This window comes from Rhodococcus sp. GQ147, from assembly GCF_059759155.1.
In genome coordinates, this window is the sequence record NZ_JCAXDU010000026.1 from 40,559 (window position 1) to 56,729 (window position 16,171).

18 protein-coding genes and 3 pseudogenes are annotated in these 16,171 nt (G+C 64.9%); 19 read left to right on the forward strand and 2 right to left on the reverse strand.

Annotated elements, in window-relative coordinates:
* Positions 1-27 precede the first annotated feature (27 nt).
* Positions 28-942, reverse strand: a complete 915-nt coding sequence (locus AC6CID_RS22670) for a LysR family transcriptional regulator (RefSeq protein ID WP_498354530.1) — start codon at positions 940-942, stop codon at positions 28-30.
* A gap of 127 nt (positions 943-1,069) precedes the next feature.
* Between AC6CID_RS22670 and AC6CID_RS22675 the strand changes: the two genes are divergently transcribed.
* The 6 genes from AC6CID_RS22675 (at position 1,070) to AC6CID_RS22700 (ending at position 6,255) form a co-directional block, all read left to right on the forward strand.
* A complete protein-coding gene (locus AC6CID_RS22675) occupies positions 1,070-2,143 on the forward strand; it encodes an SDR family oxidoreductase (protein WP_037215456.1) in 1,074 nt (357 codons plus the stop codon).
* Between the two features lie 129 nt (positions 2,144-2,272).
* Complete coding sequence (locus AC6CID_RS22680; RefSeq protein ID WP_418346010.1) at positions 2,273-3,574, forward strand: aromatic ring-hydroxylating dioxygenase subunit alpha; 1,302 nt, start codon at positions 2,273-2,275, stop codon at positions 3,572-3,574.
* On the forward strand, positions 3,571-4,074 hold the full coding sequence (locus AC6CID_RS22685; RefSeq protein ID WP_019287416.1) for an aromatic-ring-hydroxylating dioxygenase subunit beta: 504 nt from the start codon (positions 3,571-3,573) through the stop codon (positions 4,072-4,074). The genes AC6CID_RS22680 and AC6CID_RS22685 overlap by 4 nt, the downstream gene beginning before the upstream one ends.
* Positions 4,052-4,363 (forward strand): hypothetical protein, encoded by a 312-nt coding sequence (locus AC6CID_RS22690; protein WP_157126999.1) that lies wholly within the window; start codon positions 4,052-4,054, stop codon positions 4,361-4,363. The genes AC6CID_RS22685 and AC6CID_RS22690 overlap by 23 nt, the downstream gene beginning before the upstream one ends.
* A gap of 39 nt (positions 4,364-4,402) precedes the next feature.
* Positions 4,403-5,383, forward strand: coding sequence for an alpha/beta fold hydrolase (locus tag AC6CID_RS22695; RefSeq protein ID WP_482127702.1), 981 nt, complete (start codon positions 4,403-4,405; stop codon positions 5,381-5,383).
* Positions 5,383-6,255: a DODA-type extradiol aromatic ring-opening family dioxygenase gene (locus AC6CID_RS22700; RefSeq protein WP_193904005.1), complete on the forward strand. Its 873-nt coding sequence runs from the start codon at positions 5,383-5,385 to the stop codon at positions 6,253-6,255. The genes AC6CID_RS22695 and AC6CID_RS22700 overlap by 1 nt, the downstream gene beginning before the upstream one ends.
* Before the next feature lie 2 nt (positions 6,256-6,257).
* Here the strand turns inward: AC6CID_RS22700 and AC6CID_RS22705 are convergent, their stop codons facing one another.
* Positions 6,258-6,500, reverse strand: coding sequence for a hypothetical protein (locus AC6CID_RS22705; RefSeq protein ID WP_193904004.1), 243 nt, complete (start codon positions 6,498-6,500; stop codon positions 6,258-6,260).
* Positions 6,501-6,520: 20 nt separating this feature from the next.
* On the opposite strand from AC6CID_RS22705, the gene AC6CID_RS22710 reads away from it, so the two are divergent.
* From AC6CID_RS22710 to AC6CID_RS22770, 13 genes and pseudogenes are all read left to right on the forward strand, one after another.
* Positions 6,521-6,766 carry a ferredoxin gene (locus AC6CID_RS22710; RefSeq protein WP_193904003.1) on the forward strand — a complete coding sequence of 82 codons (246 nt, stop codon included), beginning with the start codon at positions 6,521-6,523 and terminating at the stop codon, positions 6,764-6,766.
* A gap of 318 nt (positions 6,767-7,084) precedes the next feature.
* A pseudogene (locus AC6CID_RS22715) lies at positions 7,085-7,504 on the forward strand (isochorismatase family protein); the annotation flags it as partial.
* Between the two features lie 105 nt (positions 7,505-7,609).
* A complete protein-coding gene (locus AC6CID_RS22720) occupies positions 7,610-8,752 on the forward strand; it encodes an MFS transporter (RefSeq protein ID WP_498354531.1) in 1,143 nt (380 codons plus the stop codon).
* A gap of 68 nt (positions 8,753-8,820) precedes the next feature.
* Positions 8,821-9,687, forward strand: a complete 867-nt coding sequence (locus AC6CID_RS22725; RefSeq protein ID WP_498354532.1) for an aldo/keto reductase — start codon at positions 8,821-8,823, stop codon at positions 9,685-9,687.
* Between the two features lie 138 nt (positions 9,688-9,825).
* Complete coding sequence (locus AC6CID_RS22730; protein ID WP_019287425.1) at positions 9,826-11,289, forward strand: Rieske 2Fe-2S domain-containing protein; 1,464 nt, start codon at positions 9,826-9,828, stop codon at positions 11,287-11,289.
* A gap of 2 nt (positions 11,290-11,291) precedes the next feature.
* Positions 11,292-11,903: a 3-phenylpropionate/cinnamic acid dioxygenase subunit beta gene (locus AC6CID_RS22735; RefSeq protein WP_498354533.1), complete on the forward strand. Its 612-nt coding sequence runs from the start codon at positions 11,292-11,294 to the stop codon at positions 11,901-11,903.
* Positions 11,900-12,205, forward strand: a complete 306-nt coding sequence (locus AC6CID_RS22740) for a hypothetical protein (RefSeq protein WP_019287427.1) — start codon at positions 11,900-11,902, stop codon at positions 12,203-12,205. The genes AC6CID_RS22735 and AC6CID_RS22740 overlap by 4 nt, the downstream gene beginning before the upstream one ends.
* A 47-nt stretch (positions 12,206-12,252) precedes the next feature.
* Positions 12,253-12,450: a ferredoxin gene (locus AC6CID_RS22745; protein WP_498354534.1), complete on the forward strand. Its 198-nt coding sequence runs from the start codon at positions 12,253-12,255 to the stop codon at positions 12,448-12,450.
* Complete coding sequence (locus AC6CID_RS22750; protein WP_418345994.1) at positions 12,447-13,679, forward strand: NAD(P)/FAD-dependent oxidoreductase; 1,233 nt, start codon at positions 12,447-12,449, stop codon at positions 13,677-13,679. Before AC6CID_RS22745 ends, AC6CID_RS22750 begins: the two co-directional genes overlap by 4 nt.
* Positions 13,676-14,425: a 3,4-dihydroxyphthalate decarboxylase gene (phtC, locus tag AC6CID_RS22755; RefSeq protein ID WP_464743266.1), complete on the forward strand. Its 750-nt coding sequence runs from the start codon at positions 13,676-13,678 to the stop codon at positions 14,423-14,425. Before AC6CID_RS22750 ends, phtC begins: the two co-directional genes overlap by 4 nt.
* Before the next feature lie 46 nt (positions 14,426-14,471).
* Positions 14,472-15,272 carry an IclR family transcriptional regulator gene (locus AC6CID_RS22760; protein WP_498354536.1) on the forward strand — a complete coding sequence of 267 codons (801 nt, stop codon included), beginning with the start codon at positions 14,472-14,474 and terminating at the stop codon, positions 15,270-15,272.
* A 297-nt stretch (positions 15,273-15,569) separates the two neighbouring features.
* Positions 15,570-15,726 (forward strand): annotated as a pseudogene (locus tag AC6CID_RS22765) (IS1380 family transposase); the annotation flags it as partial.
* A 140-nt stretch (positions 15,727-15,866) separates the two neighbouring features.
* A pseudogene (locus AC6CID_RS22770) lies at positions 15,867-16,082 on the forward strand (helix-turn-helix domain-containing protein); the annotation flags it as partial.
* Positions 16,083-16,171: the final 89 nt, after the last annotated feature.

Consider the following 16,171-nt stretch of genomic DNA (forward strand, 5'->3'; position numbering starts at 1 on the left):
CGTGGTCAGTCCGAGGTCGGCTGGGCCTCAGGCTGGACTGGGCTGCCCGCCGTCCCGGTCCAGCCGGTTGCCGGTCCCCTGGACGTGGCGCACGAAGGACCGTACCGCCGGGGCGATGCCTCCTTCGCGTGACCAGTAGATCCACAGCGGGGCGCTCATCGGGGTGTGCTCGTCGACCAGCACTGGCCATCTGGCCGAGTCGTCGGCACTGAGGTTGTCGTCGGCGATGACGGCCACGCCCAGCCCTGCCCGGGCGAGCGCAACGATGGTGGTGGCGTTGACGCTCTCCGACGTGATGTCGAGCCCGAAGCCCCCTGCCCGCAGCGCCGGCTCCAGCAGGCGCCGGGTGAGGCTATCGGCGGGCCCGGTGAGCACCGGCTGGCCACGCAATTCAGCGACCGAGACGTGGCTCCGGCCCCGCCACGGGTGGTCGTCGGAGGTCACCACCGCCAGCCGCACGTCGCCGAGCTGGTGGCCCGCAAGACGCTGGTCGGCCTGCCCGAGGCCCGTCGCGAGATCGACGTCCCCGTTAAGCACCTGTTCGATCGCGGGCAGGCCCGAGTACTCGTGGACGGCGACGTGGGTAGCGGGATGCGCCGACCGGAAGGTGCCGATCAGGGGCGCGAGGAACCGTGGCACGTGCGGATATGCGCAGGCCACCGTGACGACGCCCGCTCGACCGCGAGCGAGTTCGTGGGCAAACTGGGAGACCGACTCCGCTCGATTCAGCAGGTAATGGGCGCGGGGCAGCAATTGATTCCCGGCACCGGTGAGCTGTACTCCGCGGCCGGACCTCTTGAAGAGGGCGATGCCCAGCTCCGCCTCCAGCGCCTTGATCGAACGCCACAGCGAGGGCTGCGGCACGTCGAGGGTGGCGGCGGCGCGGAGGAACGACCCCTCGCGGGCCACCGCAACGAGATACCTGAGTTGACGCAGCTCCACGCACGGCTCCTAGTTTCACCAGTGAATAGCTCGATCCCAAAATAGCCCGTAGACAGCCTGTGATGAGGGTCATACGCTCTTATGTGTACTGCTATGCAGAAAGCCGTCCCAACTTGAGGAGAATTGGATGTCGGAGTCTGGTGGAGGAACCGTGGCCACTGCGCGGCAGCGTCAGCTGGTCGAGCGGGCACTCGGTGAGTGGCAGGGCGAGGTGGCGGGTCGAGTCATCGTTGTCACCGGTGGAGCCCGCGGCATCGGCCGTTCCCTCTGCGAGGGACTGTTGCGCGCCGGCGCCAAGGTCGTTGCAGCGGACCTGACGTGGGACGACGCTGACGACTTCCGCAAGCAGCTGGAGTCGGACGGCAGCGGCATGGCCGTCGACATGGACATCACCGACGACGCCGCCCTCGACGCCGCCCGAGACGCTGTAATCGACAGGTTCGGGACCGTCGACGTCCTAGTGAACAACGCGTCTCTGGTCTCCGAAACCCTCTTCCCGCCCACAGGCCACCGGAACACCCTTGACACGACCGACCGCGACTGGGAGGTGATGTTCGGCGTCAACGTGTTCGGCACGCTGAAGGCCATCCGCCGGTTCATCGAGCCGATGCGGGCCCAGCAGCGGGGCAGCATCGTCAACGTCGTCAGCAGTGGCGTCCTGGCCGTCGCCGGCGGCGGCGGCTACCACGGGCTGCGCCCGTGGACGGTCGAGATGCCTTACCAGGCCACCAAGGCCGCCGTGATGGCGCTGACCTTCTACCTCGCCGAGGAAGTGCGCGGCGACGGGGTCGCGGTTAACGCGATCATGCCGGGGCACACCCGAGCGTCGTGGTTCGACGCCACCGCCCGGGCCTTCAACGAGCAGGGCATTGCCTACTTCATGCGCCCGGCGATTCCCGAGCACCTGCTGCCGATCTCGCTCTTCCTCGCCGCCCAGGACAGCGCGGGGACGTCCGGGCGCCTCTACTACGTGCCGGAGTGGAACTACGACCACGGCTACGGGGACTACGCCGCCTGGCAGGACCATGAGCTGCCTCCGGACATGGAGGAGATCTACAGCCGGCTGGAAGCCGCGACCCCGTCATACGAGCGGGCCGGCGTGGCCCACCTCCCCTTCGACGCGCAGGGCGCCCTGTACGCCGCGGGCATGGCAAACCTCGGGGCCCAGAACAGTTGGACCAGCAATGACAGCGCTCAGTGATACCGCAGACGCCCAGACGATCCGCTTACAGGTGGGCCGTTCGGGTCCGCCCTCCCATCTCACCTCACGCAACCCGTCAGACCCCGAGAGGACCCGCTCATGACCAGCATTAGCGAACGCCCCGTTGACGTGGCCGCCGCAGGACTGCACGACCTGGTGAAGCCCGACGAGGGTTCCGTCAGCCGAACGGTCTTCGTCGACGAGGCAATCTACCGCAAGGAATTGGACCGGGTATTCACCAAGACGTGGTTGTTCATCGGCCACGAGTCCCAGTTGAGTGAGCCGGGCGACTACCTGACGAACTTCATGGGCGAGGACCCTGTGATCGCCACTCGCGGTGCGGACGGAGTGATCCGGGTGATGCTCAACTCCTGCGCCCACCGGGGCATGGCCGTGTGTAGCACCGACGCCGGGTCCTCGAAGTTCTTCCGCTGCCCCTACCACGGCTGGACCTACAGCAACAACGGCGATCTGATCGGTGTACCGCGCGCAGATACCGTCTACCATGGCGAGCTGGACAAGTCGCGGCTAGGTCTGAAGGCCGTTCCGCGGGTGGAGAACTACAAGGGTTTCATCTTCGCCAATTGGGACGAGGACGCCATCCCGCTGGTGGACTACCTCGGCGCTGACCAGCTCTGGTATCTGGACCTGGCCTTCGAGGCGCCGCTCGGCGGGCTCGAGGTGATCGGCCCCACGATGAAGTTCCGGATCAAGGCCAACTGGAAGCTGGCGGCGGAGAACTTCGCCGGCGACGACTACCACGTGCTCTACACACATGGGTCGGCCTTCCAGATCGGCTTCCTCCCCGATTACGACACGCTCGGCGACTACATCGCATACTTCGGCCACGGCCACGGGATGGGCGACATCAGCAAGCCCGGCCGGGCCTATCAGAACGACGTCGGGATGGCTCAGTTCCTCGGGCCGGAGGCGATCGAGTACGTCAACGCCGTGCACGAGCGGCTCAAGGCCCGGGTCTCCCCGCTGCAGGCGGAGATGCACGGGCTCGGTCAGGGCAATATCTTCCCGAACCTGTCATGGATCAAGTTCGGCGTCTTCCACGTCTTCGGGCTCTTCCAATGGCACCCGAGGGGACCGGGTGAGATCGAGGTCTGGCAGACGGCGCTCTTCGACCGCGACGCGCCGCAGTCGGTCAAGGACTTCGCCCGCACCCAGATGTCCCAGGAGAACGCCGCGGCCGGGATCTTTGGCCAGGACGATGGCGAGAACTTCGAGCAAATCACCGAGTCCGCCCGCGGGGTGGTCTCCCAGACCCGGGATTTCAACTACGCGATGGGCCTGGGGCACGAGGGCGAGATCCACGAGGAGGGATACCCCGGCCATTTGGGGCCCCACTATTCGGAGCAGAACCACCGCAACTTCTATCGCTACTGGCTCGAACTCATGACCACCCCGGGAGAGCAGAAATGACCAATTCCCTCACCGATCTGCGCCGCGACGTCGAGGACTTCCTCTACAGCGAGGCCAAGATGCTCGACGAGCAACGCTACGACGAGTGGCTCGACCTGTTCACCGAGGATGTCCATTACTGGATGCCGATCACGGAGACCCGTGAGGTGCGGCAGCACCGGGACCACGTCCCCGGCGAGTGGTCGCTCATGGAGGAGGACGCCCGTTTCCTCGCCAAGCGGATGGAGCGCTTGGCCGGTGGCCTTGCCCACTCGGAGCAGCCGCGGTCGCGGACGCGTCGTTTCATCAGCAACGTCCTGGTCACCCCCGGGCCGGACGGCGACCTGGTAGCGGAGTGCAACTTCATCGTCTTCCAGTCCCGGCGAGCCAACTCCGAGCAGTTCTTCGTCGGCTCCCGTCGCGACCGGATCGTGACCTCCGGTGAGAGCTGGAAGATCGCCGAACGGACCGTGCTCTTCGACCACCGGGTGTTGCCCCGTGCCATCTCCATCTTCTTCTGAGGCCCAGGCGGCTGACCTCGACGGCAGTCGGGATGTCGGGGCTGATGGCGCACCTGAGCCGAGTTCTTGGCTGCGCATCGGCTCTGCCGACGGCGAGCTCGTAGTCAGCAACGAGTTCGCCCGGGTGCGGGTACGCGCCGACCGAGACGGCAACGACCTTCGCCTGGCCATCCGTAGCCTGCGCACCGGCCGCGAGGTCTTCCTTGACGCGCTGCAGCTGGAGAGCCTCACCTGGCTCGACGAGAGGGCCTACACGACATTGCTCTCCGAGCCGTTCGGACCGGAGTGACCGACCATCCCGCACGACCGAACAGAGAGGAGCCTCAACGTGACGAGGACTGAAGGGGGAATGGCCCAGCCCCAGGGGAACTCGTTCTGGGTGGACCTGCTGGGAACCGAGGTCCGGTACCGCCAGGCGAGCTCTTACCGCACCCGCAGCATCGAGGCAGGCGCCGGTGAGCCGGTAGTCCTGCTGCACGGCGTGAGCGGGCACGCCGAGACCTGGGTGCGCAACATCGCCGTCCTCGGCCGGGACTTCCGCGTGCATGCCATTGACATGCTGGGTCACGGCTTCACCGACAAGCCGCAGATCGAGTACTCGATCCGCGCGCTCGCCGAGCACGTGCTCGGCTTCCTCGACGAGATCGGCGCCTCGCGAGCCCACCTGGTCGGGCAGTCTCTCGGTGGCTGGGTCGCGGCGTTTCTCGCCGTCCACCACCCCGAGCGGGTCGCCTCGCTCGTCAGTGTCACCGGGGCGGGGCTGCAGGTGGACGCCGACGGTGCCACGCTGACCGAGAACGTCGGCCGGCAGGTCGCGGAGGCTACCACCAAGGCTCTGGACACCCCGACCCGGGAGAAGGTCCGGACTCGGCTGGAATGGCTGGTCCATGACCCGTCCGTGGTCACCGACGAACTGGTGGAGACCCGGTACCGGATCTACGCCAGCCCGGACTTCGCCGCCACCGCCGGTGACATGGTCGCCGCATTCACCTCCCGGCCCCGGCCGGAGGAACTGCTGACCGCCGAGCGGCTCGCGACGATCAACTGCCCGACGCTCGTGCTGTGGACCCGGCAGAACCCGACCATGCCGTGGCCGGTGGGGGAGGCGGCCAGCCGGATCATTCCCGATGCAACGTTCCGTCTGATGGAGGACGCCGGTCACTGGCCGCAGTTCGAGAAGCCGGCGGAATTCCACGCTGTCGTCGGCGGGTTCCTGCGTTCGGTCACCGCGGGGCGCCGAGGTGGGCGCACCGACGGCGACGGCGGCCCCACGGATCCGGCCACCAACCGGCAACGGGCGGCCCGCTGATGGGCAGGCTGGTAGGTGCGTACGCGACGTCCCACACGGCGATGATGATCCGAAAGCTCCAACCGGACAACGACGTGCACGCCGCAGTCCATCAGGCCTTCGCTCAGGTGCGTGCGGAAATTGACCGGCTGTCCCCTGACGTGCTCGTCGTCGTCAGCAGCGAGCACCTAACATCCTTCAGCTACGACAGCTTTCCGCAGATTTGCGTCGGAATCGGAGAGATAGCCACCGGTTGGGGCGATGGAGGAGTGGCCAGCGCCGAGGTCCCACTTGCTGGCGCCTTCGCTGCCCAGCTGCTCTCCGAAGGGGTGGCCGCCGGGTTCGACCTCGCGTTCTCCGCCAACCCGAAGATCGACCATGCGTTCATGGCACCATTGACCCTGATCCGACCAGAGATGGACATCCCGGTGGTCCCGGTGTTCCAGAACGCCAACACCGAGCCTCTGCCACCCCTGTGGCGCAGCGCCCAACTGGGGGAACTGCTGCGCGACGTCATTACGCGGCGGCCCGCAGCCGAAACAGTGGTCGTGCTCGGGACCGGCGGGCTCTCCCACTGGGTCGGCACGCCGGAGATGGGTCAGATCAACTCCGCCTTCGACGAGCGGTTCCTGCAGCACGTGCGCGCAGGGGACCTCGGCGCGATCCTCGCCATGAAGACCGCCGACGTCCTCGCTGAGGCCGGCAATGGTGCCCCGGAGATCTGCAACTGGGTCACCGCGATGGCCGCCGCGTCCAGTCAGGAGGGCTGGGGAGTGTCGGAGCGTGAGCGGACGGCCCGTGGGCCGAGAGGGGTCGTCCTGGCATACGAGTCCGTCCCGGACTGGGCGACCGGGATCGCGCTGGCTCGGTTGGCCCCCGAGGAGGAACCGTGAACTTACCCCTGGACCAGGTCATCCGCCGGGTCGTCCGGGATCCGGAGTTTCGTTCCATTGCGGAAGAGTCGGGCCATCTCGCGGCCGACCTCGCAGGCGTACGGCTGGCCGATCTTGCGGCCGTCCTGGATGGTGACCTGGTCACCCTCCATCAAAGGGGCGCCCACCCACTGCTGATCATGCAGCTGGCCGGTGCGCTCAGGATCGATCCGATGCGGCGCTTCGCCGCCGAACAGACTGCCCATGACTTAACCACGGAGGGACGATGAACATGATGAAAATTACGGTGGACCTCGAGCGGTGTGAGGGCTTCGCCTCGTGCGTTGTGACCGCGCCCGAGCTCTTCGACCTCGATGACGAGCGAAGCGTCGCCGTCGTTCTGGAGCCTGTTGACGGTGGCCCCCGCACCCGCGCCTTAGCGCTCGAGGCCGCCGCGAGCTGCCCGGTGCGGGCCATCACCGTCTCCGACCCCCTGGTGGACGAACCATCGCTGCCGCGGCGCGGCCGGTGACCGACGGAGTTTCGCCGGACGCGGTGGCAACCGCGTTCGAGAACGAACTCCGTCGGGCGACGGTGGCCGGTACGCCCTGTGCCCCGGTTCGTGAACGTGCTACCACCGACGTTAGCGGCCGGCTGCGCCGTTCAGCAGGTTCTCTCCGCTCGCGCTCTCGGTTGGAGGGGTGGCAGCCGCAATGGCCGATCGCTGAGCGGCCCGGACCACCCTCGAGGGCATGGCTGCCGAACTGCGCCTTCCCTATATCCGGGCCCTCGAGGCGGCCCTACGCGATGCCGCCTACCTCGACGCCACTGACCATGTGTTTTCTCGACGGTCGCCTATGATGCGGACCTCCAGGAGGCTGGCAAATGGATCCGCAAGATCCCTTCCAACAGCTGGCTAGTGGAGGGAAGCGAGTGGGTGGAGCTGGATGAGCGACTGGGTCGTCGCGAGAACGAGATGCTGCTGGTCAAGAAATACGCGTCCTGTTTCTTCGGTACCGATCTAGCAGCTCGTCTGATCTCCCGGGGCGTGGACACGGTGATCCTCCTCGGATGCACGACCAGCGGATGCGTCCGCGCCACCGCTGTGGACGCGTGCTCCTACGGGTTCCACACAGTCGTTGTGGAGGAGGGCGTGGGAGACAGGGCAGAGCTGCCACACCTGGCAAGCCTCTTCGACATCGACAACAAGTACGGTGACGTCGTGAGCCTTGAGGACGCCAGCGCCTACCTCCAGCATGTCCGCCAGTAGAGACGCCGTATACGGACACCGGTGACGAAAGCTCATCGGCCAGTGCATCGATCGGTGGATCGCTGAGAACGTCTATGCGAAAGAGTTACCACCTCGGGAAGGCACATGGACTCCGTCAACTGTGACAGGGCCTTGAGCGCGCTGGCCATCATCTTGTTCAGCTTCGCGCTGGGCACTTTGTCCGTTGTCGTCCCTCTATTGGGTGTGCATGCGGGCTACACCCCCAGTGAGATCGGGCTGCTGGTCGCCGTGGCTGCCATCGCACAGCTGATCACCCGCCTGTACATGGGCGCGTTGATGCGCCGGATTCCGGACAAATTCTTCCTCGTGGGATCCGGGCTGATGATCGCGATCTCGTGCGCACTGCTCGCGATTTCTCCCGCGGTCGTGTTTTTTGTCGCGTCCCAGTTGGTCCAGGGAATAGCCCGGGCGTTCTTCTGGACCAGCAGCCAGACCCACGCCGTTCGCACATCCGCCGCACCGGTCAGTGGCCTCCGGGACGTCAATCTGGCGGCGGGAATCGGTGCGCTTCTCGGCCCCACGGTGGCCGGATATTTCTGGGAGGCCTCGGTGGAGCTACCGCTCATAATGGGGATCGTCGCAGGTTCCGTCGCCGTCGTCCCCGCGGCCTTGTTGATCAGGTTTCCCCCGTTCGCGGCCAGGCCTTCGTCGCTCACCGGCAGCGACGTCCGTCTGTGGCGACGACCCGGTGTCAACGTGGCCTGCTGGATGAACACAGGCGCAGGGACCTGGAAAAGCCTTCTGGACTCCTACGTCCCTCTCGCCCTGTCCCTGGCAGGCCAACCAGCTGCAGTCATCGGCATCCTCCTGTCTATCGCCAACGCCGCCGTTCTCGTCGGCAGTACCGTCAGCGGGTGGGTCCGCAGCCGCGGCGTCAGGGCGTCTCTGGTCATCGGGATGATCATGACAGGACTGGGACTGGCCGCAGTGGGACCGTTTTCCGGTCTGACTGTCCCGGTGGCCGCTGCCCTGGCCATCTCCGGCATCGGTGCCGGGGTCCTGCAGACCGTCGGTCCGGCCATCGCAGCGGAGATGGTGCACCCAGAAGAACGCGGAGACGCGCTAGCACTAACAGGCACCTTCCGCGCCACGGCGCTCTTCCTCTCACCGCTGGCCATGGCCGGGCTGGTCACCCTCACCCCGGTGACCGCGGCCCTGCTGGCCGCGGGCCTGTTCATCATCACCCCGGCCGCAACCCCCTGGAGGTCCAACAAAGATGTCGTCTGACCGGCAAAGACCTAAAGCTCGCGCTGCTTGCCTCCGGCGACGGGAAACGTTTTGACGAGAGGATATCCATGACGACGGAAACCCATCCAAGCAATGACCCCGCAACGGTCCCGAGGCTCCACCTGAGGCACGGGCATAGCATTCCGCATCTAGGTCTGGGCACCTGGCCACTAGTGGGGGAAGAGTGCGAAGCGGCCGTCCGCTACGCCATTCGAAGCGGCTACCGGCTCGTCGACACCGCGTTCCAGTACCGCAATGAAGACGCGGTAGGACGCGGCGTCCGCACGGCAGGCGTTGCGCGTGAAGAGTTGTTCGTCTCCAGCAAGTTCAACAAGGAGTCCCACAGCGTCGACGGTGTGCAGCGGGCCTACGACCGTAGTCTCCAAGCCTTGGGCCTGGACTACCTGGACATGTTCATGTGCCACTGGCCCGTGCCGGCCTTGGACCAGTACACCGAGGCATGGAGAGGCCTCGTCAAGCTCCTAGACGAAGGCCGGGTCAAAGCGATCGGTGTCTCCAATTTCAAGCCGGACCATCTGGAGAAGGTCATTGCCGCGACCGGCGTGGTTCCCGACGTGAACCAGATCCAGCTCAGCCCCGATCTCGCACGGCTACCCGCGCGGGCAGTGCACCAGGACCTGGGCATCATCACCGAAGCCTGGAGCCCTATTGGTCGCGAATCGGGACTGCGCGACCACCCCATCGTGGTGCAGATCGCGCAACGGACAGCAAAGACTCCGGCGCAGGTTCTGCTCCGCTGGCACGTCCAGCAAGGAATCGTCCCGATCCCGCAGGCCGCCAAACCCGCATGGCTGGTCGAGAACATCTCGGTGTTCGATTTCTCCCTGACTGCCGAGGAAATGGCCGCCCTAGCGAGGCTGGACCGCGGAGAGAACGCCGCCCGCGACTCCGACTCCCCCGAAAACGGCCACTAACCCTTGCCGCACCCACCCGTACCTGGCACGAAGAGTGGGAGGGGTTGACGTAGATCACAAAATGCGGAAACCTCTTCACGACAGAGTGACCCTCTGCTCTACAGACTGACTGATCGATGATCGAGAAAGAGCTCTCCCATGGCAGACCACCACGGCGTCCTCGAGGACGTACGGCAGGGCATGATCCCTGCACATATCTACAACGACAAAGAGCTCTTCGAACTCGAGAAAGAGCGTCTCTTCAGCCGCAGCTGGCTATTCGTCGCCCACGAGTCGGAGGTCCCCGAGGCTGGCGACTACGTGGTCCGCAGAGTCCTCAAAGACTCGTTCATTATCTCTCGGGACGAAAAGGGCGAGGTCCGGGCCCTGTTCAACATGTGCCTCCACCGGGGCATGCAGGTCTGCCGGGCAGAGATGGGCAATGCCTCCCACTTCCGTTGCCCGTACCACGGCTGGTCTTACCGCAATGACGGGCGCCTCGTTGGCCTGCCGTTTCACAAGGAGGCATACGGCGGGGAGGAAGGCTTCAAGAAGAAGGGCCAGACCCTGTTGCCAGCTCCCTCGCTGGCCACGTACAACGGTCTGATCTTCATCAGCATGGACCCGGACGCCGAGCCCCTGGAGGAGTTCCTAGGGGACTTCAAATTCTACCTCGACTACTACACGAAGCAGAGCGCAGACGGCATCGAGCTGCGTGGCCCTCAGCGTTGGCGGATCAAGGCGAACTGGAAGATCGGGGCCGAGAACTTCGCCGGGGACATGTACCACACGCCCCAGACCCACACCTCGGTGGTGGAGATTGGCCTCTTCCGCGAGCCCAAGGCGGAGAAACGCAAGGACGGCACCACGTACTGGGCTGGCAACGGCGGCGGCACCACTTACAAGCTGCCCGAAGGTAGCTTGGAGGAGCGCCTGCGCTACGTAGGCTACCCGGACGAGATGATCGCCCGGATGAAGGAGCAGTGGACCCAGGAGCAGCTCGACGTAGTCGGCAAGGACGGGTTCATGATCTCGGCGGCCTCACTGTTCCCGAACATGAGCTTCGTGCACAACTGGCCGCGGGTCGAAGAGGGCTCCGACGAGGTGCTCCCCTTCATCTCCATCCGCGTGTGGCAGCCAATCAGCGAGAACGAGACGGAAGTCCTCTCGTGGTTCGCCGTCGACAAAAACGCGCCGGAGGAGTACAAAGCGCTCTCCTACAAGGCATATCTCATGTGCTTCGGCAGTGGCGGCATGTTCGAACAGGACGACGTCGAGAACTGGGTGTCCCTCACCAATACTGCCGCCGGCTCCATGGCACGGCGTCTGCTGCTCAACAGCCGGATGGGCATGCTCGAGAACGGCGAGAACGTCGTCGAGGCCCTGTCCCCCGAGGAATACTCGGGACCCGGCTCCACCCGTATCGGATACAGCGAGTACAACCAGCGGGAGTTTTTGCGCCGATGGGCCGATCACCTCGAGCGTCCGGCAGTAGCCGCAGCGCAGGCGCACGTGGGCTCGGACCTGGTGGAGGCGCCACCGGCCGCCGGACCGGGGGCCCCCCGCCCGGCCAGCAGTAACGCAGAGACCGTGCCCGCTGCGACCCTGCACGAGGAGGTCTGATCATGAGTGCTGGAACGGCACACGAGAACGAGAATTCGACGCTTTCCGAGCAGTCGGCGCTGGGAGCCCACGCCCCGCGTACCCAGCGGACGGGGCAGACCCTGCCCTTCAACGATGAACTTCACCTGGAGGCGCATCGTTGGCTGATCGATGAGGCATACCTGTTGGACGCCCAAGACTACAGCGAATGGCTCTCCCGGATCGCCGATGACGTTCATTACATCATGCCCGTCCGCGTCACCACTGCCCTGGGCGCGGGATACACCACCTCGCCTGGAATGGCGCACTGGGACGAGAACAAGTACTCGCTCAGCCGCCGGGTGGCCCGCTTCGCCACCGACCACGCCTGGACTGAAGACCCCCCATCACGGCTACGCCACTACATCACTAACGTGCGCACCTTCCGCACCCCCAACCCCGACGAAATCATCGTGGACTCGGCGGTTCTTCTCTTCCGCAGCCGTGGTGACGTGGGCGAATCCTCCACTGTCTCCGCAGGACGCGAGGACCTCCTCCGCCGTACCTCATCAAGGTCCGGGTGGGAGCTGGCCCGGCGCACCATTATGGTCGACGAGTCGGTCATCCGCATGCAGAATCTGGCTATCTTCCTATGAAGCTGGAATGGGAAGGCGAGGAGGAAGACCGCCTCGCGGCGATTCGGGCCACCGAGGAACGACGTCGGCTCGAAGAGCACGTCACCGGAACGCCGATCGTGATCGCCAACGAGTTCTCGGAGGTCCAGGTCACCCGCATTGAGACCCGCAACGGTTCGCGGCTGATGATTCAATCTCCTCGTTCGGGCCAGTGGGTAACGCTCTGTCCGCTGGAACTGGAGTCCCTGACCTGGCAGGCCCCAGACACGTTCTCGGCCATGATCGGCCACCCTTTCGGGCCGCTAGTGACCGAAGAAGAATAGACACTCCTAACTGCCACAGCATCACCGCCTCACGAAAGTATGTGACCATGCCTGTAATCAGAGCTGACCTGGGCGCCTGTCAGGGGTATGCAAACTGCATTGTCGGAGCCTCTGACTACTTCGATCTGGACGACGACGGGATCGTCGTACTGCTCCAGACCGAGGTCCCCGAAGCCGACCGCGCCCGCGTCATCGAAGCTGCCCGCAGCTGCCCGGTCTCCGCGCTGGTGGTGGAGGACGAATGAGTCCGATCACCGTCATCGTCGGGTCCTCCATCGCCGGGGTGCGCACCGCGCAGTCCCTCCGCCGGGAAGGCTATAAGGGGGAGATCATCCTCGTGGGAGAAGAGACCGAACTCCCCTACGACAAACCGCCCCTGTCGAAATCCGTTCTTGCGGGATCCGCCGACGAGGACTCCATCCGGCTGCTGACCCAGGAGCAGGCCGATGCCGAGGACATCCAACTCCTGCTGGGACACCGCGCTGTCGATCTGGACGTCGCCGAGAACCTGCTGAAGCTCGAAGGGCACGACCCCCTTCGCTACGACAACCTCGTCATTGCCACCGGAGCATCACCCCGCCCCTCCCCCTGGGGCCAGTCTCCAGGGATCCACGTGCTGCGCACCCTTGAGGACGCCCGCGAACTACGTGGGGACCTTCTCCGGGGTGGGGCGCTGGCCGTTATCGGGGCAGGGTTCATCGGCGCCGAAGCGGCAGCCACCGCCCGCGGCCTGGGATTGGAGGTCACCGTCATCGACCCGGTGCCGGTGCCCATGAGCCGCCTCTTTAACCCTGAGATCGGCCAGTGGTTCGCAGACCTTCACCAGGACAACGGGGTCAACACCATGTTCGGCACCGGAGTGGAAGCTATCGAAGGCGAGGAGGGCAACTTCTTCCTCCACCTGACCAACGGTGAGAGCGTTCAGGCGGCCACCGTGCTGATCGGTATCGGCGTCATCCCCAACGACTCCTGGCTCAGCGCATCCGGCCTGCTCGTGGACAACGGGGTCGTGCTCAACGAGTACTGCCAAGCCCTCGACGCCGCGAACGTGTACGCCGTCGGCGACGTAGCCCGCTGGCGCCACCAGAAGCACGGCGAGGACGTCAGGACTGAACATTGGACTAACGCGGTGGAACAAGCCACATGCGTGGCCTACAACATCATCCATCCGGAACAGCCGCGCGCCTACACGCCCATTGAATACGTGTGGAGCGACCAGCACGACTGGAAAATCCAGGTCGTGGGACGCGTCGGAGGCAATGTCGACCACGTCCTCATCGGACACCCGCAGGTCCACGGCAAGTTCGCCGCCCTCTACACCACCGACGGCACCACCGTCCGGGGCGCAGCCATCGTGAACTGGCCCAAAGCCCTCATTGCCTGCCGACTGGGCATGGCCAGGGGCATCACGGTGCAGGATCTGCGCGCCAAGCTCGAACCCCAGTTGGAGCCACCGCCGAGGAGGGCGTCATGACACCCGGAAACTTGCTGCCCCAGACCGAGAGCGTCACCCGGGAACATATCGCCCTCGCCTGCCGGGTCTTGGCCCATCGGGGCCTTGCAGATGGAATCTTGGGTCACATCAGCCTGAAAATTACCGACAGCACATTGCTGGTGCGCTGTCGCGGCCCGTACGAACGCGGACTGGCGTATACGCAAGCCGAAGACATCCGCATGGTGGACCTCGACGGCAATCCCGCCGCTGACGGTGAGCTCGGGGGCGGATATACGGTCCCCAATGAACTGCCGCTGCACACCGAGCTTTACCGGCGCCGCCCAGACGTCCGAGCTGTCGTACACGCTCATCCCCCGCGAGTGGTTGCCGCCGACCTGGCAGGGCTTGCAGTACGCCCCATCGTAGGGGCGTACGACATTCCCGGAGCCCGCCTCGCCGCCAACGGGGTGCCCGTCTATCCCCGCGGAGTACTCATCCGCGACCGTCGGCTCGCCACCGAAATGGCCGATGCCATGGGAACAAGGCCCGTTGTTGTGCTGCGGGGCCACGGCCTCACCAGCGCGGCCGAAACCGTCGAGCAAGCAGTTCTCCAGGCCATCAGCGTGGACGGCCTGTCCGGGTTGGCACTGCAAGTGGCTTCGGCTGGTGGGCACCTCGTCGACCTGCCCGACGCCGATATGGCCGAACTGCCCGACCTCGGAGGAGCATTCAACACAGAGACTGCCTGGAGACATGAACTCGCACGACTTGGTGAGCCTCGTTGACGGCCTGCGCCCTAGCCGGACAGAGACTGAACCCCCGGTCAGTAACATGAAGCTCATGTCCGCCTCACGGGCGGAGGACGACTCCAGATACGGCCCTCCTCCGCAATACCCCATCGAATCCGTCGACAACGCACTCCGATTGTTGCTGCTCTTCGAGACTCGGCCGAGTATCCGGCTCACCGATGCCAGCAAGTACCTCGGAGTGGCGTCATCTACGGCCCATCGCCTCATGGGGATGCTCCTCTACCGAGGTTTCGTACGGCAGAACCCTCAGACCAAAGCGTACGAACCCGGACAAGCACTCAGCTCCATCGCCTTCGCCATACGGCGCCACGTCGACATCGGAACGCTAATTCGTCCAGCAATGGAAAGGTTATTCGAGGCAACCGGAGAGACGGTGCACTTTGCCGAGCTCAAAGGCTCGAACATACACTTTCTGGAGGCCATCGAAAGCCAACGTGCCGTCCGCGTTGCCTCACGTCAAGGTGCGATGCTTCCTGCCAACTGCACTGCAACGGGCAAAGCAATGCTGAGCCTACTCACCACGGAACAACTGCATGCCCTGTACCCGTATGAGGAGCTTCCGGGTCTCACCAAGAGATCTATCATTTCCCGTTCCGATCTGGAGCGTGCCCTCGAAACGATTCGGCAAACCGAATACTCAACGAGCCAGGAAGAAAGCGAAGACGGCGTCATGTCAGTCGCTGTTCCCATCACCAGCCCGAGCGGAAGATACTACGGGATCAATGTATCCGTGCCCGCTCACCGCATGACTGAACAACTCCGCACAGAACTCGGAGCTATGCTCCAGACAGCCGCCAAAGAAATCCAGAACTTGCTCGTTTAAGGATCTCGACGGCCGGTGACGGTGGGGCTGTGGACAGGACCACCTCAGCTCAGCGGCGATTCCAGAGAGTCGATTCTCCGCAGTCGGCGCCCGAAGAAGAAGGAAATGACCACGGCGACGGTTGCCATAGTGGCGAGCATCGCCCAGGTCAGTGTCGAGTTACCGAGGCTAACCCGGGGCTTTCACGGAAATTCGACCTCAACCCGTGTCACACAGAAAGAAAGGTGCTCTGACCTGCGGTAATTCGACTTGTCTAAGGTTGAACAATCGCGTGAGCCAGGAGCACCCTTCATTCAGGTGAGCAAGTCTACGTCCCCCCTACCCACACGTGTCCGCATCGGCCACCGGAACCGGCGTCGTGTCGCATGCCGGCGCGATCCTGCTGCTGCGCACCGCGGAGAAAACCGGCCTCACCACGGCATTGACGACCGAACTCGGCCCGTTCCGCAAACCGTTTGATGGCGCTCATTGATCCTGCTCAGTCCTGCTCACCGAAAGTGCTCACCCGTGTGGCTCCGCCGATGAGGGCGGGTCTCCTTCGATGCTGGTGGTCTCTGACCACGCACCGGCTACTCGAAGGAGACCCGCTTTCTCATGTTGACATGGGAGGAAGACGTGGAGATCCACGCACTGCACAAACGAGGCTGGACGATCGCGGCGATCGCCCGGCACACCGGCCGAAACCGGCGCACCATCCGCAACTACCTGAACGGCACCACCACCCCCGGCGTGCGTAAACGCGCCGGCGCCGACCCGTTCGAGCCGTTCGTCGACTATGTGACAGCCCGCCTGGCCGAGGATCCGCATCTGTGTGTCGACCGTCGCGTAATTCCCCAGGGGTTTCCGTCATGGAATTCCCCATGTCCGGGTGTGCTGAGTCGAGGGTAGCCGGGCCGGTG